At 62.4% G+C, this 22,518-nt stretch carries 16 protein-coding genes; 7 read left to right on the top strand and 9 right to left on the bottom strand.

Going from position 1 to position 22,518, the window contains the following annotated elements; translation table 11 throughout:
• The first annotated feature begins 10 nt into the window (after window positions 1–10).
• Window positions 11–805: a class I SAM-dependent methyltransferase gene (locus tag ACYQ6J_RS04865; RefSeq protein ID WP_460183070.1), complete on the top strand. Its 795-nt coding sequence runs from the start codon at window positions 11–13 to the stop codon at window positions 803–805.
• A gap of 30 nt (window positions 806–835) precedes the next feature.
• Here the strand turns inward: ACYQ6J_RS04865 and ACYQ6J_RS04860 are convergent, their stop codons facing one another.
• The 3 genes from ACYQ6J_RS04860 to ACYQ6J_RS04850 form a co-directional block, all read right to left on the bottom strand.
• Window positions 836–2,782 (bottom strand): trypsin-like peptidase domain-containing protein, encoded by a 1,947-nt coding sequence (locus tag ACYQ6J_RS04860; RefSeq protein ID WP_460183069.1) that lies wholly within the window; start codon window positions 2,780–2,782, stop codon window positions 836–838.
• A gap of 428 nt (window positions 2,783–3,210) precedes the next feature.
• A complete protein-coding gene (locus ACYQ6J_RS04855) occupies window positions 3,211–3,897 on the bottom strand; it encodes a hypothetical protein (protein ID WP_460183068.1) in 687 nt (228 codons plus the stop codon).
• A gap of 102 nt (window positions 3,898–3,999) precedes the next feature.
• Window positions 4,000–5,403 (bottom strand): OprO/OprP family phosphate-selective porin, encoded by a 1,404-nt coding sequence (locus tag ACYQ6J_RS04850; RefSeq protein WP_460183067.1) that lies wholly within the window; start codon window positions 5,401–5,403, stop codon window positions 4,000–4,002.
• 579 nt (window positions 5,404–5,982) lie between these two features.
• On the opposite strand from ACYQ6J_RS04850, the gene ACYQ6J_RS04845 reads away from it, so the two are divergent.
• Both ACYQ6J_RS04845 and sppA read left to right on the top strand, forming a co-directional pair.
• A complete protein-coding gene (locus ACYQ6J_RS04845) occupies window positions 5,983–8,196 on the top strand; it encodes a glycoside hydrolase family 2 protein (RefSeq protein ID WP_460183066.1) in 2,214 nt (737 codons plus the stop codon).
• Between the two features lie 420 nt (window positions 8,197–8,616).
• Window positions 8,617–9,693, top strand: a complete 1,077-nt coding sequence (sppA, locus tag ACYQ6J_RS04840; RefSeq protein WP_460183065.1) for a signal peptide peptidase SppA — start codon at window positions 8,617–8,619, stop codon at window positions 9,691–9,693.
• Window positions 9,694–9,767: 74 nt separating this feature from the next.
• On the opposite strand, the gene ACYQ6J_RS04835 is transcribed toward sppA, so the two are convergent.
• From ACYQ6J_RS04835 to ACYQ6J_RS04820, 4 genes are all read right to left on the bottom strand, one after another.
• The gene (locus tag ACYQ6J_RS04835; RefSeq protein ID WP_460183064.1) at window positions 9,768–11,279 is read right to left on the bottom strand and encodes a serine/threonine-protein kinase; all 1,512 of its coding nucleotides are present in this window, start codon (window positions 11,277–11,279) and stop codon (window positions 9,768–9,770) included.
• Window positions 11,280–11,633: 354 nt separating this feature from the next.
• Window positions 11,634–13,274, bottom strand: a complete 1,641-nt coding sequence (locus tag ACYQ6J_RS04830) for an anti-sigma factor family protein (RefSeq protein ID WP_460183063.1) — start codon at window positions 13,272–13,274, stop codon at window positions 11,634–11,636.
• A gap of 279 nt (window positions 13,275–13,553) precedes the next feature.
• Window positions 13,554–14,114, bottom strand: a complete 561-nt coding sequence (locus tag ACYQ6J_RS04825; RefSeq protein WP_460183062.1) for a sigma-70 family RNA polymerase sigma factor — start codon at window positions 14,112–14,114, stop codon at window positions 13,554–13,556.
• A 263-nt stretch (window positions 14,115–14,377) separates the two neighbouring features.
• Window positions 14,378–14,530, bottom strand: a complete 153-nt coding sequence (locus ACYQ6J_RS04820) for a hypothetical protein (protein WP_460183061.1) — start codon at window positions 14,528–14,530, stop codon at window positions 14,378–14,380.
• Between ACYQ6J_RS04820 and ACYQ6J_RS04815 the strand changes: the two genes are divergently transcribed.
• The 3 genes from ACYQ6J_RS04815 (at window position 14,529) to ACYQ6J_RS04805 (ending at window position 16,871) form a co-directional block, all read left to right on the top strand.
• Window positions 14,529–14,927 carry a response regulator transcription factor gene (locus tag ACYQ6J_RS04815; RefSeq protein WP_460183060.1) on the top strand — a complete coding sequence of 133 codons (399 nt, stop codon included), beginning with the start codon at window positions 14,529–14,531 and terminating at the stop codon, window positions 14,925–14,927. The two genes, ACYQ6J_RS04820 and ACYQ6J_RS04815, sit on opposite strands and share 2 nt — an antisense overlap.
• 366 nt (window positions 14,928–15,293) lie before the next feature.
• Complete coding sequence (hemQ, locus tag ACYQ6J_RS04810) at window positions 15,294–16,139, top strand: hydrogen peroxide-dependent heme synthase (RefSeq protein ID WP_460183059.1); 846 nt, start codon at window positions 15,294–15,296, stop codon at window positions 16,137–16,139.
• Between the two features lie 303 nt (window positions 16,140–16,442).
• Complete coding sequence (locus tag ACYQ6J_RS04805) at window positions 16,443–16,871, top strand: DUF2784 domain-containing protein (RefSeq protein WP_460183058.1); 429 nt, start codon at window positions 16,443–16,445, stop codon at window positions 16,869–16,871.
• 16 nt (window positions 16,872–16,887) lie between these two features.
• Here ACYQ6J_RS04805 and ACYQ6J_RS04800 read toward each other — a convergent pair whose 3' ends face one another.
• The gene (locus ACYQ6J_RS04800; RefSeq protein ID WP_460183057.1) at window positions 16,888–17,202 is read right to left on the bottom strand and encodes a DUF971 domain-containing protein; all 315 of its coding nucleotides are present in this window, start codon (window positions 17,200–17,202) and stop codon (window positions 16,888–16,890) included.
• Window positions 17,203–17,253: 51 nt separating this feature from the next.
• Window positions 17,254–18,144: a phosphorylase family protein gene (locus ACYQ6J_RS04795; RefSeq protein ID WP_460183308.1), complete on the bottom strand. Its 891-nt coding sequence runs from the start codon at window positions 18,142–18,144 to the stop codon at window positions 17,254–17,256.
• A 398-nt stretch (window positions 18,145–18,542) separates the two neighbouring features.
• On the opposite strand from ACYQ6J_RS04795, the gene hrpA reads away from it, so the two are divergent.
• Window positions 18,543–22,478, top strand: a complete 3,936-nt coding sequence (gene hrpA, locus ACYQ6J_RS04790; RefSeq protein WP_460183056.1) for an ATP-dependent RNA helicase HrpA — start codon at window positions 18,543–18,545, stop codon at window positions 22,476–22,478.
• Window positions 22,479–22,518 lie beyond the last annotated feature (40 nt).

Raw genomic sequence — 22,518 nt, 5'->3', positions numbered from 1 at the left:
GAGGGGGCCGGTGACCGAGAAGGATGGATCACGTCCGGAATGGCTCCTCCCGCCGGGAGTGGCGAAGGGAGTCTGGGACTATGCCCATGCGGCCCATATCGCCGAGGAATATGACGACACGATCGCGGGCAGTCGACTGTTCTTATTCGATGAGCAAGTAATCGCCCGACATTGTCGCAAGCCGGGTGTCGTGCTGGACTTGGGTTGCGGAACGGGGAGGGCCTTGATTCCGTTGGCCAAACGGGGCTTCTACGCGGTGGGTGTGGACCTCTCGCCCCATATGCTGCGAATCGTGCTGGCGAAAGCGCGCGCTGCCAATGTCACGGTGCGAACTCTGCGGGCGAACTTGGTGGAATTGGGGTGCTTGAAGGACCTATCAGCCGACTATGTCTTGTGTCTTTTCAGTACGCTGGGGATGATTCACGGGCGGGAAAACCGGCAAAGGGTCTTGATGCACGTTCGACGCATCTTGAAGCCCGACGGGATCTTCATCTTGCACGTTCACAATGTCTGGTACAACCTGCTGACACCCGCCGGTCGCGCTTGGTTATGGCGGCATTGGATCCAAACGCGATTGCTTCGGCGCGGGGACTTCGGGGATCGCTTCTTCGAGTATCACGGCGTGGCGAACGTCTTCGTTCACGCGTTCACCTGGCGGGAACTGCAACGCGACCTACGGAAGGCGGGTTTGGCGGTGAAGCAGGCGGTGCCCCTGAGCGTGGACCGTAACGGGCCGCTCGTCGCGACATGGTTTTTCGGTTCGGTCCGCGCCAACGGTTGGGTCGTTGCGTGCTCGGTGCGGTGAGATTTGCGACGACCGTGAGCGGCAGTCTGGTTACCGAACAGGCCCCGGCAATACCACGGCGGGAAGCACGGCGGTGACGCCCGGGGCACGCGTGGCGGCAGGCGTGCCGGTGGTTGCAACCGCCGAGGAAGACGACACGGCGGCGCTGCCTCGCGTTGGGGTCGTCGGGCCGGCTACCCGAGGCGCTGGCGCGGGGGCAGTTGCGGTCGTGCGTTGCAGGGCGGCCAGGAAGGCCGGCGAAGCGTCACGCAAGACGATGACTTCACTGGGGCTGTTCGTATTATCCGTAGGACGCACAACGCAGACGATTTCGTAGCCTTGAGCACGGCGTCGAGCGATTTCCTCAAGCGCTGCCCGTTCTTCGGCAGTCAGCCCCTCCGAGCCGACCGGCGTCGCGGACGGCCTCTCGGGCTGGGCGACGGCAGAGCGATTCGGCATGCTCTCCCGCGTCAAGGCGACGTTGTTCCAACTTATCCCGGGGTTTCGGGATGGCGGGGTAAGCATGGCCGTCGCCCCGCGATCGTTGCTTCGCTCCGGACCGCGGACGGGTTGAAGCGGCGGATCGTCCACGGGAATGGGCAGCGGCATACCGCTTTGCGCGGTCAGTGTCGCCGCATGGTCGCGACCGAAGGCGGTGGAAACGGAATCGGGCGCGGCCGCTTGGTCGCCTGCTGCGACGGCAGTCCGCCCGACCGGATTAGATGGGACATCGTTGTCGCCGGTCGTTTCGCGGGGGGCGACTCCGATGACCGTGGAGACGTCGCCGCGAACGGCGCTGACCGCCGCCACGCCGGGCGAACGACCCAGTGGCGGAGTCGGCACCGCAACGTCCTCCACCGGCAGGTTTCGGTAAACAAAGCTCAATTCCATGCGGTCCAACCGACCGTGAATCTCTTTGAGAGCGGCGTAGATGCCCTCATCGAGTTGCGGGTCGGCGGCGTTGCACACGCCGATCAAGAATCCTTCTGCGGAGAACAGACCGCCGCCGCTGCGACCGGTCACCGGCGCCCCGGAGGCCTCGATGTTGGCCGGTCCCAAATACCGATTGAGGGCCGTGATTTTGCCTTGTCTTACGGTGGGGGGATCGCCGCCGTTGCAACCGACCGTAAAGATGGGGTCACCCTGGGAAAGGGGGAAGCCGGGCGGCGCTACCCGTGCCGCTACCACGGGGAAGGGCGGACGGATTGTGATCAATCCTAAATCCAGACGTTCATCGTAGTCGAGCAACTCGGCCGGCAAATCACTGACGGGTTGCGGTCCGAACAAGTCGACGCGAATGGGAGCCTTCCCCTTCGATTCCCGGAAGAGGTGACCGCACGTCAGGATCAGGGCTTCTCCGCCTCGGGCATCGATAATGGTTCCCGACCCGGTAGAGCGACCGGTCTCGTCGGCAATGCGAATGCGAACCGTGACCGCAGTGAGATCGGCTTGCGCGGTCGAGGCATAGCGCACGCCCTCCATCAGGCCGGGCAGCTTGCCGGTGCCAACACCCGTGCGCGTGTTCGTGAGCAAAACGTTACCCGCCTCGGTGGCGCCGGTCGGTGCCGCCTGCCGCGGAGGAGTTGGTGTCGGTGCGGACGGCGCGACGGACGGGGCGGGACGCGGTGCACGGCGGCAAAGCTCCGCCAGCGCAGACAACGATTGCCCGCCGATCAATCGCCCGGCCTCTTGTCCGTCCACCAGCATGATGAACGTGGGAAGAGAATGGACCCCGAATAGTTGCGCCAATTCCCGCTCGCGATCCACGTCGATCCGTCGCACCGGATAGCCTTGGCGTTCCAATTCCGTCACAGTGGGGACCATCTCGCGACAAGGACCGCACCACGAGGCGTAGAAGTCGAGCAAGACCGTTTGCCCGGCGAGGGGGTGGGGCGGCGACGCGACGGCCTGTACCAACCAAGGATGGAAGATCGCCAAAATTACGATCACCGCTCCGCGGGAAGGGAGCGAACGATGGCCGCAAGCCCGTTCGTGCACCGTTTCTCCTCCTGAGTGACCAGCGGAATCCATTCCTGGTCGGTCGCCCGTTACCATCCGGGACTGCGGCGACCGAAAACCGACGGCGCGGACTCGGCGGCCCGGCGTGGATGGGACCGAACCGCGGCGACCTCGCACGGCCTCGAAAGATCGCAAAAACGAAGTTGCGGGAAAGGGGCGATCCTGAAGACCCCCTCATTGAAAGTCAACGCCGCGATTTTGGCAAGAGCGAAAATCCAAGCCTCCGGGCACGCTCCAATTTTTTCGGAAGGGCCGATGCGTGGCCCGGAACCGAGACGCCGGCAACGTCCGAGAACGAAAAGACCGGCGCCGATTCGAGATCGGTCGCCGGTCGAAAGGTCCACGACGAAAGTCAGGCTATTGAAGAACCGTATTCGATTCCGTCAAGTCCTGATTCGCTTTTCGCCTCAGTTAATGGGCGGCAAGGGCGGGAGGGGCGGCATGGGGGCCAGAAGGGCCGTCTGCTGGGCGCCCTGATCCGCTTTTTCCGCCGGGGCCGGATCCGGTGCCGGGGCCTGAGGCAAAGGCTTGCTTTCCTCGACGGCCGGGGCAGGCTCGCTTCCGCCCGCGCACGCCCCGCAGGCCTTGGCCGCGAGGCAGTCGGCGCACACCCATTGCACCACCGCCTTATACACCGGCTTTTCGACGGTGTATTCCTTCTTCACCAGTTTCTTGATGGTCCGGGCTTTTCCCGGTTGAGGCGGAATCACGGGATTGGGGCATTTGCCCAACTGGCCCAGCAAGCCGGTTCGGCCGCATGCGCCGCATCCCGAATCGCCGCAGGAGACGCCTTCTCCGCAACCACCGGCGCAATCCGTTCCCAAGTCGCAACCGCAGGCCGGGTCGTTGCAGTCGGCATGCCCGGGAAGCGTCGGCCGCAAGGTGCAGATGTCCGACACTTCCACGCACCAGCACGACTTCTTGACCTTCTCCACTCCGCACTGGATTGTGCAGACCTTTTGCTGGCAGGGACCGGGTTGGCCGCAGATCGCGCAGCGACCGGGCGCACCGCAATCCGCGTCTTGGGCCCGGACCGCCGCCGGGATGCCCCAGCACAGCCCCACCATCAGTGCCATCACGCCGATCGTTTTCATCTTTCGCACTCCTTCTCAGCAGAGCGAACTCGCGGACTGCTGAAGCTGGTGTTTCTCGTTACCCTCACGATTCTCCTGGAAAAAAGCCTGGGTGGCGTGCCGTCAGAAGTCGAACTGGGCACGCATCTGGAAGACGCTGAGGTCGCTGTCGGGGTTGTTGTTCGCCGGGCTGACCTGGGCGTAAACGTAGTTGAACATCAGCCGCGTGTAGGGGTTGAGGTACCAATTCACGCCCACGGTGTGGTCGCTGCTGTTGCCGCCGAATACCCCGGCGTCGGCGTCGTCCAGATCGAGCCACGAGTAGCGGTAGGCCAGTTCCCACGCACCCTTGCCCATCTCGATGTTCCCGTCGCAGGTACGGACGCGGAAGAAGTTCTCGAACGGTTTGACTCGGGAGAATGCGCCCTTCTTGCGATCGTAGGGGCGGTGTTCTCCGGTCAGGAAGTAGCTCATCTGGACGTACGCGGCGTGGAAGTCGGCGTCGTTACCGGCGCGATTGTAAAACGCGGCGATGTATTCGGCCTGCACGGAGAACGGACCGTACACGAAGGCGATTTCGGGGTCCAGTAACTGGAAGTCCTCGACGCCCGTGATGACGCCCGTATCCAGAATGTAGGGACCGACATTGGTCTCGGCGCGAGCCCGAATTCGCTGATTGGGGTCATCCACGTCGCGATAGCTGTAGCCCAATCCCAAGTGCAGCAAGCCGCGCCCGTTGGTGGCCTCATCGTACCAAGGCAGATATGTGCCCCGCATCGTGAAGGCGTAGCCGCCGTCGTCGTCCGCGACGTACGGGGGCTTGTCGCCGATGGTCCGGAAGCCGCCGAAGGCGAAGGTGAAACGCTCGTTTTCCGAGACCCGGTACGCGGCGACGCCGACGTTCCGTTGCGGTGCGAACACGTTGAGCAAGCTCCGCTCCATGAAGGTGATGTAGCGGGAGCTGGTCAGCTCTTCGATGCTGAAGGGTTCTTTGAAGTGTCCGATCTGGACTCGCCCCAGAAACGGCAGATCGTTGATGCCGAGATACACATCCTTGAACGACGTCGATTGGTCGTTGGTGCTGTCGCGGCCCGCGAAATCGACCTCGATCTTGTAGTCGAAGACGTCGAATCCGGAACCCTGCGCACCCAACCGGGCGGTTCGAAATTGCACCGTATCCTGGGCGTCGCCGAAGGCGGCAACGCTGCCGGCGCTTTGTCCGAAAAAGACGCTATCGACGAAGACCCGACCGTCGACGGTGACGGAGTATTTTTCAGCGGCCTTCTTTTTCGCGTCGGCCTCCTTGGCTTTCATTTCGCCGAGGGCCTTTTCGAGGTCGGCCACCCGCTGGGCCAATTCGTCCGCATTTGCCGTTTGCGGCTCTGCGGCGGCATAGTTGCCGCCCACCATGTAGGAGGGATCGATGGGTCGCAATTGCTGGAACCCTTGAGCACCCGCCCATGGGGCGAGGATCAGGGCGCCCAAACACCCTCCCAGAAACCACCACATTCCGTTGAGTCGCCTCATAGTACGCCCTCCGTGAATGAAACGTAAGTCTCGAGGTAGCCGTAGGCCGCGCCGTTATGTGTTCGGCGATGGGTTTTGGGCAATCCGCTCGCCTATTCCGGTCGGCATCTCGTCGCGGCGCATCCCACACACGCAAATTGAGGGTATCCCCCCGTCTTGAAGCATCGGACGGATCGGCGCAAACGGACGAAGCTCTTTTCCGCAGCCAATACAAATTTCCCATGTTTTCAAGATGATTGCGTAATTCGTTACGTTGATGCATTTCCCTTTTTTGCGACGGGAACGCAAAAGAGCTGTTTTCCCTATTCTCGGAGGATGGGACACCCTCGGACGATCCGATTCGTTCAAGACTCGCGTTCAGAAAGGGGGGAGCCTTGGATTTCTAAGCGGAACGACACCGCGCAGGCACCGTGTATCGAGAAATCCGTCGGCGCTACGGTACGATTTTGTTTGCGCACTGGTTGCTTGCGTTGGGCGGGCGGGGCGTCTATCTTGGGGTGCTTGGGATGAGATTTCGGTCTCAGAGAGGGCGATGGGCGACGGACGTCATCGGCACCACAACGAGAAAGGCACGGTTTTATGATGCGACTTTGGATCACGATCTTGTTTTTAGGAACCGCGGTCGGTTCGATTTCGGCTCAGGATTGGAAGCCCGCGGACAACCCGCTCTTCACCCGTTGGGCGAAACAAGTGACGCCCGATAACGTCTGGCCCGAGTACCCTCGCCCCACCATGGTACGCCCCGACTGGACGAATCTGAACGGGCTGTGGGAGTACGCCATCGTTCCGAGAGATTCCGGAAAGCCCGAGGCGTGGGACGGCAAGATTCTCGTCCCGTTCGCGGTGGAATCGGCCCTGAGCGGAGTCCGCAAGTCCGTTTCACCCGAGCAGCGATTGTGGTATCGCCGCACCTTCCTATCGCCGGAGTTGCAAGAGGGGGAACGACTGCTGCTGCACTTCGGCGCGGTCGATTGGCAGGCCGCCGTTTGGCTTAACGGTAAGCAACTGGGGCAGCACACAGGCGGATACGATCCCTTCACGTTCGACGCCACCTCGGCACTCAAGCCGGGCGAAAATGAACTGGTGGTCGCGGTGTGGGATCCGACGGATGCCGGTTCTCAACCCCGTGGCAAGCAGGTTCTTCAACCGAAGGGCATCTGGTACACGGCGGTGACCGGCATTTGGCAGACCGTGTGGATGGAAAAGGTCCCCGCCGTCTATATCCAGGGATTGAAGATCGTGCCGGACGTGGATCGCGGCGCGGTCCTTGTGACGGTTCAAGCGGAGGGAGTCCGTCCCGTTCGCGTGGAAGTTTCGTGGAATGGGCAGGTCGTTTCGCAAGCTCAAGGCCGCTCGGGTGACATGATCGCGGTTCCGGTGGAGAATCCGAAATTGTGGTGGCCCGACGAACCGAACTTGTACGATCTGAAGGTCTCGCTGCTGGACGGCGATCGGGTAACGGACGAGGTTCGCAGCTATTGCGGCATGCGAAAAATCGAAATCGCCAAGGATGAGCAGGGCATTCCCCGCATGATGCTCAACGGCAAGGCCTTGTTCCAGTTCGGACCGCTGGACCAGGGGTGGTGGCCGGACGGATTATACACCGCGCCCTGCGACGAGGCTCTGAAGTACGACATCGAGATGACCAAGAAGTACGGCATGAATATGGCCCGCAAGCACGTCAAGTACGAACCGGAGCGCTGGTACTATTGGTGCGACCGGTTGGGGCTGCTGGTTTGGCAGGACATGCCCTCCGGCGACAGCGGTCGCGACGCCGCGAGCAAGGCGAATTTTCGCCGCGAATTGCAGGCCATGATCGACGCCCGTTGGAATCATCCGAGCATCGTCGTTTGGGTACCTTTCAACGAAGGTTGGGGACAGCACGATACGTGCGACATCGTCTCCTGGATTCAAGAGTACGATCCGAGTCGCCTGGTCAACGAGGCCAGCGGTTGGACGGATAACGGTTGCGGCGATCTTTCGGACATGCACAATTACCCGGGACCCGGTATGCGACCGGTGGAGGAGCGTCGGGCGGGGGTGCTGGGCGAGTTCGGCGGACTGGGGCTTCCTCTGGCCGGTCACACCTGGCAAGCCGAAAAGAACTGGGGTTATGTCGCCTACCCCGACCGCGAGAGCCTGACCGACGCGTATGTGAACCTTTTGGCGAAGTTGCGCCCGCTGGTCGGGCAGGGTTTGTGCGCCGCCGTGTATACGCAGACCTCGGACGTTGAAATCGAGGTCAACGGCCTGATGACCTACGATCGAGAGGTCGCGAAGGTGGACGTGGAGCGCGCCGCGGCGTCCGCCCGCAAACTCTACCTGCCGCCGCCCAAGATTTCGTTGCTGGTGCCGACTTCGGAACAGGAACCGCAAACCTGGCGCTATACGCTCGAGACGCCGCCCGGCGAGTGGACGGCGGCTGAATTCGACGATTCGAACTGGAAGACCGGCCCCGGCGGCTTTGGAGCGGAGGGGACGCCCGGCGCCGTCGTGCGCACCCCTTGGAAAACGGCCGACATCTGGTTGCGGCGAACCTTCGACTTGTCCACGCCGCCCAAAGAAGGCGAAGTCCAACTCATCATCCATCATGACGAGGATGCCGAGGTCTTTCTCAACGGGCGCAAGGTCGCGACTCTCTCCGGTTACACGACGAGTTATCAGGTGGTTCCTCTCGACGCGGCAGGCTCTCTCAAGCCCGGAAGGAACGTCGTGGCGGTCCACTGCCATCAAAGCTCGGGCGGGCAGTACATCGACTTGGGATTGGTCGTCGTGGAAGAGGCGACACGGTAGGCCGATTCGTGGGATGGAACGCGGATGCCAAGGCCGGTCCCGGCGTGGGCCGGCCTTTTGCAATGACAAACACCGGGCTTGCGCTTCGGCGATCGGCGGGGGGGCCGGCGAGGCTGATTTGTGAGGGCGTTTCGCCGCCATCTCCGTCGCGGCGAGAGATTGGGAACGACTCTTGTTCGGCGTAGGGGGGAGGGCTCCTCGCCGCTATCTCCGGGGGCACTTAGGGTCGCCTTTTGAGCTACAATAGGTTGGGTGAGTTTGCCGGTGCGGTGTCGATCCCCGCTTGTCGTCGTGGCGAAGGTTCGGCCTTGCCGGGACGGCCTGGCTTGGCGCGCCGGCGTGCGGGCTTTTCTTGCCCCCGATGCTTTCCTTTACCGAAAGACTCGACATCTCGGCCTCAGTCGAAAAAAAGGTGCCCTCATGAGTTCCTCCTATCCTCCGGACGGCGTCGTGAACGCGGAAATCATTCCGCAGGATCCCGGGCGCTATCATCGACCTTCCGCCTTGGGGAGGACGATTTTGATCGTATTGCTCTCGCTGTTCTTGATGGGCTCGCTCTTTGCCAACGTTCTGCTGTTGGGTGCCTTGGGTCTTTCCGGCCTGGAGCCTAGCAAGGTGCGGGAGAAGCATTTTTCGCACAACACATCGGCTTCGGACAAGGTGGCGATACTTTCTCTGGAAGGCTTGATCCTGGACGGAGAGGGTTTCGCCAAGGATCAGATCGACCAGGTGATGAAGGATAAGAGCGTCAAGGCCGTGGTCCTCCGAGTCGATTCGCCGGGCGGTACGGTGACCGGTTCCGATTACATTCTCCACCACCTGAAGAAGATGCGAAACGAGCGGGACATCCCGGTGGTGGTCAGCATGGGTTCCGTCGCCGCCAGCGGGGGCTACTACATCTCAATGGCGGTGGGCGACTCCCCGAGGAGCATTTTTGCGGAACCGACCACCTGGACCGGTTCGATTGGCGTCATCATCCCGCACTACGACGCCGCGGAATTGGCCGCCAAGCTGGGAATCAAGGAGGATTCCATCGCCAGCCATCGACTGAAAGGGATGGGTAGCTTGCTGCGCCCGATGACGGATGAAGAACGGGCGATCTTCCAACAATTGGTGGATGACAGCTTTACGCGATTCAAAGAAATTGTCCGCGAAGGCCGACCGCGGTTTCGCGAAAAACCCGAGGAGTTGGACAAACTGGCTACGGGGCAGGTATTTACCGCCCAACAAGCCAAGGATTCCGGTTTGGTGGACGAAATCGGATTCCTGGAAGACGCTGTGGACCGGGCCATCGAATTGGCCGGCCTCGATGCGGATGAAGTCAACGTGATTCGGTATCGGCGCGAGCCGACCTTGGGGGACCTTTTGTTGGGAGAGACCATGAGCGCGCGATTGCCGCACGCGGAATGGGACTGGCGGGTCCTCTTTGATGCCGCGATCCCTCGGCCGTTTTATCTATTCAGCCGACTTCCCGTCTTGGTGGACAGCGGTCGCTGAGGCGCCGGGCGAAGTCTCGACCTTGAAGAGCTTCCGTCGCGATGTCGGCGGGGGAAGTGATTAGGTCTGCGCCCTCAGCCTCGAAACCAAAAGAGGTAGGCGGCCAGCACCAGGCAGGCGATCAATCCCAGACCGCCCACGGCCCAGAGCCACCAAGGGGCGGGCGGAGCGCCGGAGCGTGTTCTGCCCGTCACGTGTCCCGAGCGAACCAAGTTCAAGAGCGGGTCCTCCTCGATGTGGAGTCCCGGAAAATCGAGGGGCGGGGGTCGCGACTCTTCCAGGGGCTTGGCGACGGGAAGCGAAGGCGGCTTGCTCGTGTCCGTCTTGGATCCGCCGTCTTTTTTCACGACAGGCACGGCCCCGCTCTTGCGTGGGGATTCCGCGGTCGCCTCGCCGGTCTGCGGTTTGCCCTCGGCGCGGCTCGGCGACGGCGTGCCGGTCAACGGCTTGGCCGAGGGAAGGTTGGTCGATGAGGCGGGTTTGTCCGCAACGGGTAAGGCCTCATGGCGGAGACTTTGCACGATCGCGCTTCCCCGACCGCTCCCGTCGGCAATGTTGTAACCGTGATCGGTCAACCACTTCGTCAGCACGGCGGCGACCTGTTCGGCCGAGGCGTAACGGTCGGCGGGCTTTTTCGCCATCATCTTGAAACAGATGGCGACCAGGTCCTCGGGCACGTCCGCCCTTGCCTCGCGAATATCCGGGGGCTTTTCCCTTTGGTGTTTCATCAGCCGTTGGGGGAGGGTTCCCTCCGGAAATGGCGGTCTGCCCGTCAAAAGGAAGTACAACGTGCATCCCAGGCTGTAGATGTCGGCACGGGCATCGACGCCGTGGCTGTTGACGGCCTGCTCCGGCGCTAGATAGTCGGCGGTCCCCAAAACGTTCTCGTCGTAGGCGATGGTCAGCGAGGCCCCCTCGTCCGCGGTAAACCGCGCCAGTCCCAAGTCCAAAACCTTGATCGTGCCCTTCCCGTCCACGAGGAGATTGGCGGGCTTGATGTCGCGGTGGATCAGGCCCGCTTGGTGAGCGTGAGCCAACCCCTCCGCCGCTTGGCGGATGTAGTCGGCCGCCAGGTGAACGGGCAGCGGGCCGTCTTGTCGCACGATGCGTTGAAGGTCGCGTCCCTCGACGTATTCCATCACCAGATAGTGGTTGACGCCGTCGTTGTCGACGTCGTAGGCGCGGACGATGTTGCGGTGGTCCAAGGCCGCCGCCGCCTGCGCCTCGCGATGGAATCGCGCCAAATAGGACGAATCCTGCACGCGGTGTTTGGGAAGCACCTTGATGGCGACCCGGCGCTGCATCAAGACATGCTCGGCCAGGTACACGCTGCTCATGCCGCCCGTGCCCAGGTGGTCCAAGAGACGGTACTTGCCCAGGAAAAACCCCTTGTAGCGGCCTTCCAGCAGCTTTTGGCTTTGCCAGCGGGTCAGCAATTCCGCGCGGCAAAGGTGATCGGCCATCTCCTCCGCGGTCAATGTGCTTTTGTTGACCTCGGGCGGCAGTTGCGCTAAGAATCGCTGCAACCGGTCGCGCTCCACCAGTTGGCTGCGCAAGACAAGCTCAAGAAACTGTTCGACCGTCATGGTGAGGGATTCCGCAAACCGGCGGGCGGACTCCGCCGGCAAGGGCGAGGTCGCTTGGCTTTCCCCGCCGCATACTGCCCCTTCGCGGCATTCGGTTCCACCCTTCTTCCTAACATCAGAGTATCACGAAGGCCGCAACAAGGCTACCCGTTGACGCGAGGGCGGCGACCTAAGCCCTGCCGGCAAGTCGTTCGAGCGGCGGACGGCGGTGCCGAAAGTCGCCGGAACAAGCCCGGACTTGATCGACCGTCGGCAAGTTCCGTGCGAGGAAGTGACGAGCCTGAGAATGCGAACGATCACCCGGGACGGGGTGAGGCTGCGGAGCACAGCGGGACTGTGTTCGCTGCGGTATTGCTAGGGCTTAGGGACTTCGGCGGCGGGCGGGGAGGGTTCCTGCGACTGCGAATCCCCCGGCGGTACCAGTCGAATCGTCACGTGGTAGATGGGCGGTGTCGGTATTTGCCGAGGCGGAGAGGCTAGGCCATCTGCGGAGGCCCCTTCGCGCTCCGGTGTTGCGTCGGGCGCCGACGGCGCGGGCGGAACGGCCGCAAATGGAACGGCCTTGGGTGAGGCTCGCCGCGCGGCACCCATCATCCCTTCAGATGCCGCCTCACGAATCCGTCCCTGCACCAGTCCCAGCGTGGTCGGCAGCGTGATCTGGGCGACCTGGGCCGGTTCACGTTCCAGTTCCGCCAACACCGCTTCGATCTGAGAAAGCCCGCCGGTGAACTCCACGATCACCTCGCCGCTATTCTCACCGGATCCGCGACGGATGAGAACGTTCGGGCCGCCAAGCGATCCGCCCGCGCTTTCGGGACGCGTTTCGACACCGGGTTCCGCTGATTCCGCGGCAAGGGGAGCGGATCGCGCCGGCGGGACTGCCATGACGTCGGCGGGTTCGGTCGGTTTGACACTGCGTGCGTTGGGGACGGGGGTCTGCGCCGCCGCGAACTCCCATCCGTTGTACGATTCCGCCGAATCGGGTACGGAGTTGCGTCGCTGAATCACGCGGGCGGCCACCGCTTGGGGATCGGCCTGAGGCGTCAATCGACACACGATTTCGACGGGCATCACCTGAGGCACCTGCGGCATGGCAGGGGGGCCTTGTACCTCGTATTGCCGCACAATGGTCGCGCCGGAATCGGTTGCCGCCGACTTCGGACGGGCGATTGGGGCGTCGTCCGCCGCTTGGACCTCCATCGGTGCCGCCGCCGGACCCGGTCCTCGGAGCGCAAATCCACCGCGACCCATGGCTTCCGCTGAGTTGGACGTTGCGGCTTGAGGTCCGGCGTGGGCCGTCCTATCGGCGGAGTCGAGAGCGAGACCCGAACGGTGGGATCGCGCGGCCGGCAAGGTTTCAGGCCGGGCAGCGTCCACGCGGGGTGCCTCGACCTCAGCAACACCGCCGCGAGCCTCTTCCGCGGACTCCATGGCGACCTCGCCGGGCAGTGGCGATATCTCGCCACCGGGCGACCCGGGGTTGTCCGGACCCGCTTGCTTTTGAGGTGCCAGGGCAACATCGCCGTCGCGGGGATCGTGGAACTGCCGAGCGGCGTCCATCAAGAAAATCACCACGGCGAGGGAAGCCGCGATCATGGCCCAGCCCAAATTCCTGGGCTGAAGAATTCGGCGGAAAATTCCTGCCGGGCTCCACGGGGCATCCGAGAGTGTTGGATTGGACCTTTCCTCTCGGCTGATCGAACCGACGGAAGGGGCTTCCGTCAATTCGGAACGACTAGATGCGGAGGAACCGCGAATTTGCTCGCCCTCTCCCTTTCGGCGGGCGATCTCGCCCGACACCCGATCGGCGAAATCCACCGGTGCGTTCACCCGGGGCAGGGACTGGAGCAGATTCGCCTGAATGCGCAGCTCTTCCAGAAGTCTTCGCGCGGACTCGCTGCCGGCCAGCAACTGCTCGAATTGGGCCTGTTCTTCGGCGGTGAGCTCACCGTCGAGGTAGGCGCTGAACAGTTCGTTTTCCGGCACGTCTTTCATGGTACGGCTCGTTCGGTGGGTGGAATTCCCACAATACTTCCTATCGTCACTCCGCTCGTCGCATTCGATCCGACCCAAAGCCGGCGAGGAGCTGAACGGCGGCCAAGACCTTCAGGGCCAGAAATACCATCTTTCCCAAAACGCTCCTTGCCGATCCGCGTCTTTGATGCCCGATCCGGGTTGTAAAGTTCCCTCAATTCCGCGATTTGTCAAAAAATGTCTTATTTCTCGATGAAGTTGTTGGCGCAGGGATTGATATGCAACCAGATGACAAATGATTCACAGCAGGTCTGCGTAGGCCTCTTTGAGTTTTTCGCGAAGCATCAATCGAGCGCGGTGCAACCGACTACGGACCGTGCCGATAGGGACGTCGAGTATTTCGGCGATGGTCTCGTAACAACAACCGTCGATCTCGCGAAGAACGAGGATCGCCCGATGCTCCTCGTTCAAGGTCGCGATGGCCTCTCGTACGCGACGGCAGCGCTCTTCCTGTTCCAGAGGGAGTTCGGGGGCGGGGCCCCGATCGGGAATCTGGCGTCCCGACTCGTGATAGACGGCGTCTACCGATTGGACCGGCTTTTTTTTGCGGCGGTGGGTCGCCGCTACGTTGAACGCGATGCGATACAACCAGGTGTAAAACGCACTCTGACCCTCGAACGATGCCAGATTAATGTATGCCTGGACGAAGGCCTCTTGAACAACATCCAGGCATTCATCGGGATCACCGACCACGTGGAGCATGGTGTTGTACAGGCGGTCTTGGTACTTTTGCACCAACCGCCCGAACGCCGCCGAGTCTCCTTGCAGCGTGGCCTGGATCAGTTGTTCGATGTCGTTCACGGCCAATCCGTAGTTTAAGACGCATCTTCGGGAGAAGAAGTTCCGCGACCCGCCCCGACCGTCCGTATTTCACATCATGACCCTTTGGAATGGGGAAGTCAAATCCGATTCGGCGCCGGGCGACTTAGGAGATTTGATTACCGCTAGCCGCTCCATTATAGTCCTTGGTGGTAGGGCCGTATAGCATGAAAGAGTGGTTTTTCCCGCTTGCGTGACGACCGGCGATGCGGCAAGATGATGGTTGGAATTGGGAACCGATGAATTCAAGGCGGGTCCAGCCCAGGGTGCCGGATGGAGTCATGCAGTGGGGCGATCCTTGGGATCGCCGACCCGCCTTCCAGCTTGTAAAGGTCCGCCGCGTTGTACCCCTCCGGATGTGCCGAGACGAAGAATATCCCCGCCGAGGACGCCGCCATGACTCAAGATTTGGATTCCCGCGACAAGGCCGTTCAGCGAAAACGCATCCTGCTGGTCGATGACGATCCCGAAATCGTCGAATCGATGCGGATCGCCCTAGGGGCGTTGGGCTACGACATCTTGGTCGCCCGTGACGGCAACCAAGGTTTGAACCTGGCCGACACCCAAGACCCTGATCTGGTCATCCTGGACATGATGATGCCCAAGCGGAGCGGTTTCCTCGTCTTGGAACGCCTGCGGCAGACCCGCAAGGTGCCCACGCGGGTCATCATGATCACGGCCAATGAGGGAAATCGCCACAAGGCATACGCCGAAATGCTGGGCGTGGACGACTACATCCGCAAGCCCTTCCCGATGGATCGCTTGATCGAAAGTGTCCAGCGACTCTTGGGCTGACACCCTCCGCCGCTACCTTGTAGCGAAGGGGCGTCTTGTCATCCGCGGGGATGGCATGCCTGAAATCTTCTCGCAGTCTCCGCAGTCGCAATTGGAGCGGTTTTTCTCCGCAGTGCGTATGCTCGCCGAGCACGGCGCGTCGGCGCCTTCAGCGAGGCGGAATTAAAGGGCGTGGCCGCGTTGCGACGGTTGCCGCTTGTCCGAACCTCGCCTTGTCCGCAACAATAGCCTCAAGCCGATTGGCTCTCAAGCCGCACGCGGCGAAGCGACTTGCTGCATCGCGTGACGGACCGTTGCGCGGCGATGCCGACGGAAGTCCCCTGGCCGCAACTTGTTCCTCGGATAGCAACACAAGATTACAAGACTATGAGCGATCGTCCGGAATCAGCGCCGCGACCGGAGATTTCCTTGACTCCGATCGAGGGTTGGCACTGCCTACACGTTTTCTATCGTTTCGACCGGATGCGATTTAGGACCCTAAGCCCGGCGGAGCGGGCGGACGGTTGCCGTGAGTTTTGCGATCTCTTGTCACCGGAGCGGCAGGGGGCTCCCCTCCGCATGCAGACGTTTTTGGTGATGGGGCACAAGGCCGATTTCGGCATCATGATGCTCGATCCCGACCCGCTGAAGCTCGATGCCGTTCATCAGGATTTGCTATTCGGTTCGCTGGGACCGGCCATCTGCCCGGTCTGGTCGTTCGTCTCCCTAACGGAGGTATCGGAATACCTGCCGGATGAAGAGCGCTATGCCCGTCGCTTGGAGGAAGAGGGCTTGAAGCGGGGCGATGAGGATTTCGCGAATCGTCTCGCGCAGTACGCAAAACGCTTGCAATACATGCGGAAACAGCGGCTTCAACCGGACTTGCCGAGTTGGCCCGCCTATTGCTTCTACCCCATGAACAAGCGCCGCCTACCGGAGGCGAATTGGTTTCTCCTCGATTTCACTGAGCGGGAACGCCTGATGGCCGAACACGGTGAAAGCGGGATCGCCTTCGCCGGGCGAGTGACGCAGTTGGTGACCGTCGGCATCGGCCTGGAGGATTGGGAGTGGGGAGTCTCCCTTTGGGCGCGGAACCCGCAGTTTCTCAAAGATATCGTCTATCGGATGCGGTACGACGAGGCCAGCGCCAGGTACGCCGAATTCGGCCCGTTCTACAGCGGATATCTTGCGTCCCCGCGCGAGATCTTGGACCGGTGTCGGATTCGAGAATAGCGAGTTTGCTTGCGTCCGGTCCGCCTCGGCAAAGCGGGTTGCACCTACGCCGCGGATAGGGCACGCCGCGGGCGTTCTATCCGGTTCTCCGCCACCGTTCCCATGCCTTGGGGAATAACGGGCCGCCTTGTTGCATCTAACCTTATGGGGAGCGATTGCTCGCAGGCGACCCCTGGGCGAAGTATTGGGACTTGTGGCGTTTCGCTCTTACCCTGCGTGGGGAGGCGCATTTGCAAGCGGTGTTGCCTCCATCGGTTACCGTTCCGGTCGCTGTGCATTCCCCGCCGGAGGTCCGCGGAACCCATGCGCGTTTATGCCTACCTTGCGGACGTGGTCATCGCCGTGCACTTCGCTTATGTGGCGACGGTCTTGATCGGTCTCGTCTTGATTCCCTTGGGGGCGGTTTTCCGCTGGAAGTGGGTGCGGCGGTTTTGGCCCCGGGTCATTCATTTGGCGATGATCGGGATTGTGGCCTATCAGGCCTGGTTGGGAATCGAGTGCCCGCTGACCACGCTGGAAAAATATCTGCGAACCCTCGCCAACGTCGAGGTGTACCCAGGCTCCTTCGTCGGTCATTGGATCGATCGGATTCTGTTCTGCGAAGCGCCGCCGTGGGTTTTTGTGACGGCGTACACGGCGGTGGCGCTGTTGACAGTACTGTTGACGGTCTTGGTCCCGCCGGAGCGACCCGCTTGGCGGCGAGCACCGGGACGCGGTGCCGGTCCGCGTTGACGCCGCCTTCCGGCGATCACGCAGTCTCGCCCCATTGGTAGAGCTTTTCCAGGGTATAGATACCCGTATCGTGCCCGTCGCTGAAGCCGATCTTGTAGGCGTAGTTGCCGACCGGTTCCACCATGTGAAAGGCGACGGTCTCGGGGATGTCGGTCAGGGGCGAGTCGAGGGGCAAAGCGGGCGAGGCGTGTCTCCTTGTCTCATTGCAACCGGCGCAGGGACATAGGGCACGCAACCGCTGAGGCGTGTACCGCTTTCGTTGACCATCGGTCCAGGCGATGATGAGGTCCCGACCGTCCAAGCCCAACTCCATGGGACGCGGTTGTGCCATCTTGGTGGTTTCCCTCCATCCGACCATGCCTCGACCTTTCGGCCGCAAGCATTAGGAAAAACTGGGTAATACGGAAACGAGGAAGTCGGCCAGGCGGTCGCCGGCCTTGACGGAGTACTCGTACAGTCGCCAAAGCTCTTTGATCGTCGCCCAGCGGCGGAGGACCGCACCGGCCACGAAACCGACCTGTTGGGCGACATGCCGTTTGGCAAGCAGGTATTCGACCTCCTTGGAGAGGCGATCTTCGCAGGTATCGGAGATAACGCGCACGGCCAGCATGGGGACCTTGGCGGCACGGCAGACCTCCGCCACCGCGAACGTCTCCATGTCGACGGCCCAGGCCCCGAAGTCGTCCGCGAGTCGGCGTTTTTCCTCCGGTTCCCGCACAACACGGGGCACGGTAAGTAGCGGTCCCGTCTTCCACATTCGGGCGCCGTCCGAAGTGGGGCGTTCTTCACCGGGTGCGCGCGGCGTATCCAGTCTTAGCTTCTTGCCCGAGTCGTCCAGAAGAACGTCGGGAAGGAGGATGTCGTATCGCCGGAGGTCGGGGACCAATCCGCCCGCAAAACCCGCGGCCAGCACGTAGCGCGGGCGATGGCCGATGAGCAAGGCGGAAGCGGCCCGCCGTGCGGACTCGGCGCCGGGACCGGCCCGGATGATCGCCGTGGAGCATCCGCCGATTCTGCCCGTGGAAACGGAAAAACCGTCGCCGGCCAATTCGATCGGGTTTTCCATGCGTCTTCGCAGCGGGTCGGCCTCGGAGGGAAGAGCCACGACGATACCCACCCGGGCGGAAAACTCCGGCACGGTTTGGCGGCCATCGCCGGGTCCGGCCTGATCGGTTTCCCGATCCGGCCCGTGGAGCGACTCGCTGAGCGCTTGCCGCAAGGCCTCCCCCGCGGTTGCCTGAATTTGAGATCTTATCCAGGGATGCAAGACCATCGTCACAATTCCAACATCCGCGCTCCCTCGCCGCGTCCCAAACCGCGGGAGCTTGATTCGCCGTCTCCCGCATGCAACGAGTCCGTATTTTTCGGAAGGCGTCGTTGCGGGCGTGTTTAGTACGGAAGGAATGATCCATCCGTATTGTAACCGGGATTCCCGGCGAGTTTGTCGGGCGGCGGTGGGCGGGGCTTCCCCTACGGCGGGGCTGCAATGCCTTTTGCGGCCTGCGTTAACATAGATGTTACCGCCGAAATTGCGACCGGGGTGACGTCGCCGGTCCGCAGGACAGGGTTTTGCACTCGTCCGCGGGCGGGGCGAAGGCGGTGTTGGAAGGCTCCGCCGAACCGGGCCCAAAGGACGATTTTTCGTGCCATGCTCATCATTCCCGGGTTTCCATGAATGCCTCGATCGAAGAAATCCGCGGAATCTTGCCGGATGTCATGCTGGCGGACCGCTTTCCGCTGCGTCGAGCTTTGGAGCGGTTGGCTCGCGACGGCCGAACCAAACGCGGGGGCGAGGCGGCGCTGAAGCGACTCCGCGAACGGGCGGAGGCGTCCGCCGCTCGCCGCGCCGAACGCGCCGCCAAGGTTCCTTGGTTCGAGTTTTCCGGCGGGTTGCCGATTCTCGATGCGCTGGACGACATCGCCGCCGCCGTCGAGTCGCACCCGGCGGTCATCGTTTGCGGTGAGACCGGGTCCGGCAAATCCACGCAATTGCCGAAGTTATGCCTCAAATTGGGGCGCGGGATCGCCGGTATGATCGGCCATACCCAACCGCGGAGGATCGCCGCCCGCTCCGTCGCCGCCAGAATCGCCGAAGAGTTGGGCGTGCCGCTCGGCAAGGAGGTGGGCTTCAAAGTCCGTTTTACCGACCTCACCGGAGCGGACACGTACATCAAGCTCATGACCGACGGCATCCTCTTGGCCGAGACTCAGACCGACCGCTTCTTGGAGCAGTACGACACGCTGATCATCGACGAGGCCCACGAGCGATCGTTGAACATCGACTTTCTCTTGGGCTACCTCCGCCGATTGCTGGACAAGCGGTCGGATTTGAAGGTGATCGTCACGTCGGCGACGATCGACGCCGAGCGATTCGCAGCGCACTTCGCCGTGGACGGCACCCCGGCGCCCGTGATCGAGGTCTCCGGCAGAATGTATCCGGTTGAGGTGCGTTACCGACCGCCGGTCGTCGATGATCCCGCTTTCGAGCCGAACTGGCAGGACGAAGTGGCCGGCGCCGTCGTCGAGGCGCTCGCGGCGACCTGGGGCGATATCTTGGTGTTCCTGCCCACGGAACGACATATCCACGAGGCGGCCAGGTTGCTGCGCGCGCGGGGCGTTTCGGGCGAGGATCGGCTGCGCGAAGCCGAAGTCATCCCGCTGTACGCGCGACTCTCCGTGAATGAGCAGCAGCGGATTTTTCAACCGCACGGACGCCGCCGCATCATCCTCGCCACCAACGTAGCCGAATCATCGCTCACGGTACCCGGCATCCGGTGCGTGGTGGATAGCGGCGTCGCCCGAATCAGCCGCTATTCCCCCCGCACCAAGACGCAGCGACTTCCCATCGAGCCGATTTCGCGGGCGTCGGCGGAACAGCGGAAAGGGCGGTGCGGTCGAGAAGGCCCCGGCGTCTGCATCCGGCTTTATGAGGAATCGGATTTGGAGCGGCGGGATCGCTACACGCCGCCGGAGATTCTGCGGACCAACTTGGCCAACGTCATTTTGCAACTGAAGGCCCTGCGGCTTGGCGACCCGGAGACGTTCCCTTTTCTCGACCCGCCGCGATCGGATGCGGTCCGCGACGGCTTCAAGACGCTGTGGGAACTGCAAGCCTTGGACGAGGACGGCGAGTTGACGCCTCTGGGGCGCGAATTGGCCCGGATGCCCGTCGATCCTCGTATCGGTCGCATCATCCTGGCGGCGAGGGAGGAAGGCTCGCTGCACGAGGTTCTGATCATCGCTGCGGGATTGGAGGTCGATGACCCGCGCCTTCGACCGCAGGATCGGGCTGCCGACGCCGACGCCGCGCACGCCCGCTTCCATGACCCGCAGTCCGACTTCCTAACGTATCTCAACCTGTGGGAATTCTATCAGAACTTGAAGGCCAAGCTTTCGCGGAATCAACTGCAAAAGGCTTGCGCCCAGAACTATCTCTCGTACAATCGACTGCGTGAATGGGCGGATGTTTACCGCGAGTTGCAAGCCCTGGTGCGTGAAGCCGGCATGGCGTCGCGACGGGGAACGCGGGACTACGCGGCCATTCACCGAGCCATTTTGACGGGATTCCTGACGAATACGGGTTATCGAAAGCAGGGGCACGAGTATCAAACGGCGGGCGGCGGCAAGGCCCATCTGTGGCCCGGTTCGGCCCTCTTCGAAAGTAAACCGCATTGGGTCGTGGCGGCGGAAATCGTCGAGACCGGTCGGCGCTATCTGCGGACCTGTGCCCGCATCGATCCCGCTTGGATCGAGGATCTTGCGCCGCATCTGATTAAGCGGGATTACGTGGATCCGTATTGGAGTCGCCGTTACGGGGCGGCCATGATCCACGAAAAGGTGACGCTGCAAGGCCTACCCGTCGTCCCGCGGCGGCGCATGGCGCTAGGGCCGATCGACGCCGCCGCCGCTCGCGAAATGCTCATCCAGCACGGGTTGGTGGAGGGCGAAATCGAGTGCAAGGCCGCCTTCTTCGAGCACAATCGGCGACTCGTCAAGCGGATGGAGGAACTGCAAGTCCGCTTGCGGCGGGTCGATCTGCTGCTCGGTTCCTGGGCGCAATTCGATTTCTACGATCAACGCATTCCGCACGACGTCTACGACCTTCGCGGATTGTTGGCGTGGTGGCGCGAGGCGTGCAAGAAGGACCGGTCGATCTTGCATATGTCGTCGCACGATGTCGTGCGAGAGGATAGCGGCGCTTCGCCCGAGGCTTTTCCCGACCACTTGGCGGTCGGCACGACGCCGGTGCCGCTGCGTTACCGCTTTGCCCCGGGTGAAGACGACGACGGCATTACCTTGACCGTCCCCGTCGAGTTGTTCCCCAGCTTGGATCCCGAGCGCTTGGCCTGGTTCGTGCCGGGCTTGCTGCGGGAAAAGGTGACGGCCTTGATCAAGTCTCTGCCCAAGGAGTTGCGACGGAAGCTGATTCCGGCCCAGGAGTCGGCGGAGCGGGCGGTGCGGGAACTGACCTTCGGCGAGGGGCGATTTCTGCCTGCGGTGGCGGCGGTGCTTTCGAAGTTGGCGGGCGAGGACATAAGGGCGCAGGATTTCCGTCTCGATAAGCTCCCGGCGGAGATGCAGTTCCGCGTTTGCGTGGTGGACGGTCAAGGAAAACCGTTAGCGGTGGGGCGGGATTGGGAATCGCTGCGGCGGTCGTTGGGGGCCGAAGTCGGGCGGTCGTTCACGGCGGTGGACGATCCCCAGTGGCACCGTGACGGCATTCGTCGCTGGGAATGGCCGGTGCTGCCCGAGGTGGTGGAGGTGATGCGAGGCGGCATCCGCTTGCAGGCGTTTCCGGCATTGATCGATGCCGGCGACGGCGTGTCGTTGCGATTGGCGGACAGCGCGGCGCGGGCCGCCGTCTTGTCGCGTTTCGGCATTCGGCGATTGCTCGCATTCGCCATGGCGTCGCGACTCGATCCGCATTGGGATCAATTCGCCGACCGTCGCCGCCTGGAATTGCTGAGCGTTCCTTTGCCGGAATTCGACTTCGGCGAAGAATTGAAACTCCTTTTGGCGGATCGCGCGTTCTTGGATGAAACGTTGATCGGCCCGTGGGAAATCGGCCAATGGGGCGGCTTACCGCGCACGCGCGAGCAATTCGACGATCTGATGCGACGGGGGTTGAAACGCTTGCCGCCCGCCGTGCAAGAGGTGCTGGCGATCATCCGACCCTTGTTGGAACGTTATCACGAAGCGAGACTGGCACTGGAGTCCGCGGATTCACCGCAATGGGAAGAGGCTCGGGCCGATATGGCGGAGCAATTGGCGGAACTTACCCGGCCGGGCTTCTTGACCCAAACGCCGTGGGGGCGTTTGCGTGCCTATCCGCGCTACTTCAAGGCCGTGTGTCGCAGGATCGAGGCCTTGAGGTTAGGAGGCGTTTTTCGAGACCGGCAGGCTCTGGCCGCCTTCCGCCCCTATTGGGAAGCCTATTGCGAGCGACGCAAGCGGCACGAGGAATTGGACGTATTCGATCCCGAGTTGACCCGCTTCCGTTGGATGCTGGAGGAGTATCGCGTTTCGCTGTTCGCGCAATCCCTGGGGACGGACTTCTCCGTATCGCCGCCGAGGCTGGACCGGCAATGGGCGAAGGTCCGGCAGTAAAGGCAAAGAAGGAGAGCGGTCGACGCTCGATCCGTCTCAG

Source organism: Thermopirellula anaerolimosa (assembly GCF_054657335.1).
Note: the sequence above shows the minus strand (reverse complement) of the source record. Positions and strands in the feature narration are given on the sequence as shown.

Coding starts and splice junctions, on each gene's coding strand:
- ACYQ6J_RS04855 (WP_460183068.1), bottom strand. CDS start 3,897: ATGAAAACGATCGGCGTGATGGCACTGATGGTGGGGCTGTGCTGGGGC.
- ACYQ6J_RS04850 (WP_460183067.1), bottom strand. CDS start 5,403: ATGAGGCGACTCAACGGAATGTGGTGGTTTCTGGGAGGGTGTTTGGGC.
- ACYQ6J_RS04845 (WP_460183066.1), top strand. CDS start 5,983: ATGATGCGACTTTGGATCACGATCTTGTTTTTAGGAACCGCGGTCGGT.
- sppA (WP_460183065.1), top strand. CDS start 8,617: ATGAGTTCCTCCTATCCTCCGGACGGCGTCGTGAACGCGGAAATCATT.
- ACYQ6J_RS04835 (WP_460183064.1), bottom strand. CDS start 11,279: ATGACGGTCGAACAGTTTCTTGAGCTTGTCTTGCGCAGCCAACTGGTG.
- ACYQ6J_RS04830 (WP_460183063.1), bottom strand. CDS start 13,274: ATGAAAGACGTGCCGGAAAACGAACTGTTCAGCGCCTACCTCGACGGT.
- ACYQ6J_RS04815 (WP_460183060.1), top strand. CDS start 14,529: ATGACTCAAGATTTGGATTCCCGCGACAAGGCCGTTCAGCGAAAACGC.
- ACYQ6J_RS04820 (WP_460183061.1), bottom strand. CDS start 14,530: ATGGCGGCGTCCTCGGCGGGGATATTCTTCGTCTCGGCACATCCGGAG.
- hemQ (WP_460183059.1), top strand. CDS start 15,294: ATGAGCGATCGTCCGGAATCAGCGCCGCGACCGGAGATTTCCTTGACT.
- ACYQ6J_RS04805 (WP_460183058.1), top strand. CDS start 16,443: ATGCGCGTTTATGCCTACCTTGCGGACGTGGTCATCGCCGTGCACTTC.
- ACYQ6J_RS04800 (WP_460183057.1), bottom strand. CDS start 17,202: ATGGCACAACCGCGTCCCATGGAGTTGGGCTTGGACGGTCGGGACCTC.
- ACYQ6J_RS04795 (WP_460183308.1), bottom strand. CDS start 18,144: ATGGTCTTGCATCCCTGGATAAGATCTCAAATTCAGGCAACCGCGGGG.
- hrpA (WP_460183056.1), top strand. CDS start 18,543: ATGAATGCCTCGATCGAAGAAATCCGCGGAATCTTGCCGGATGTCATG.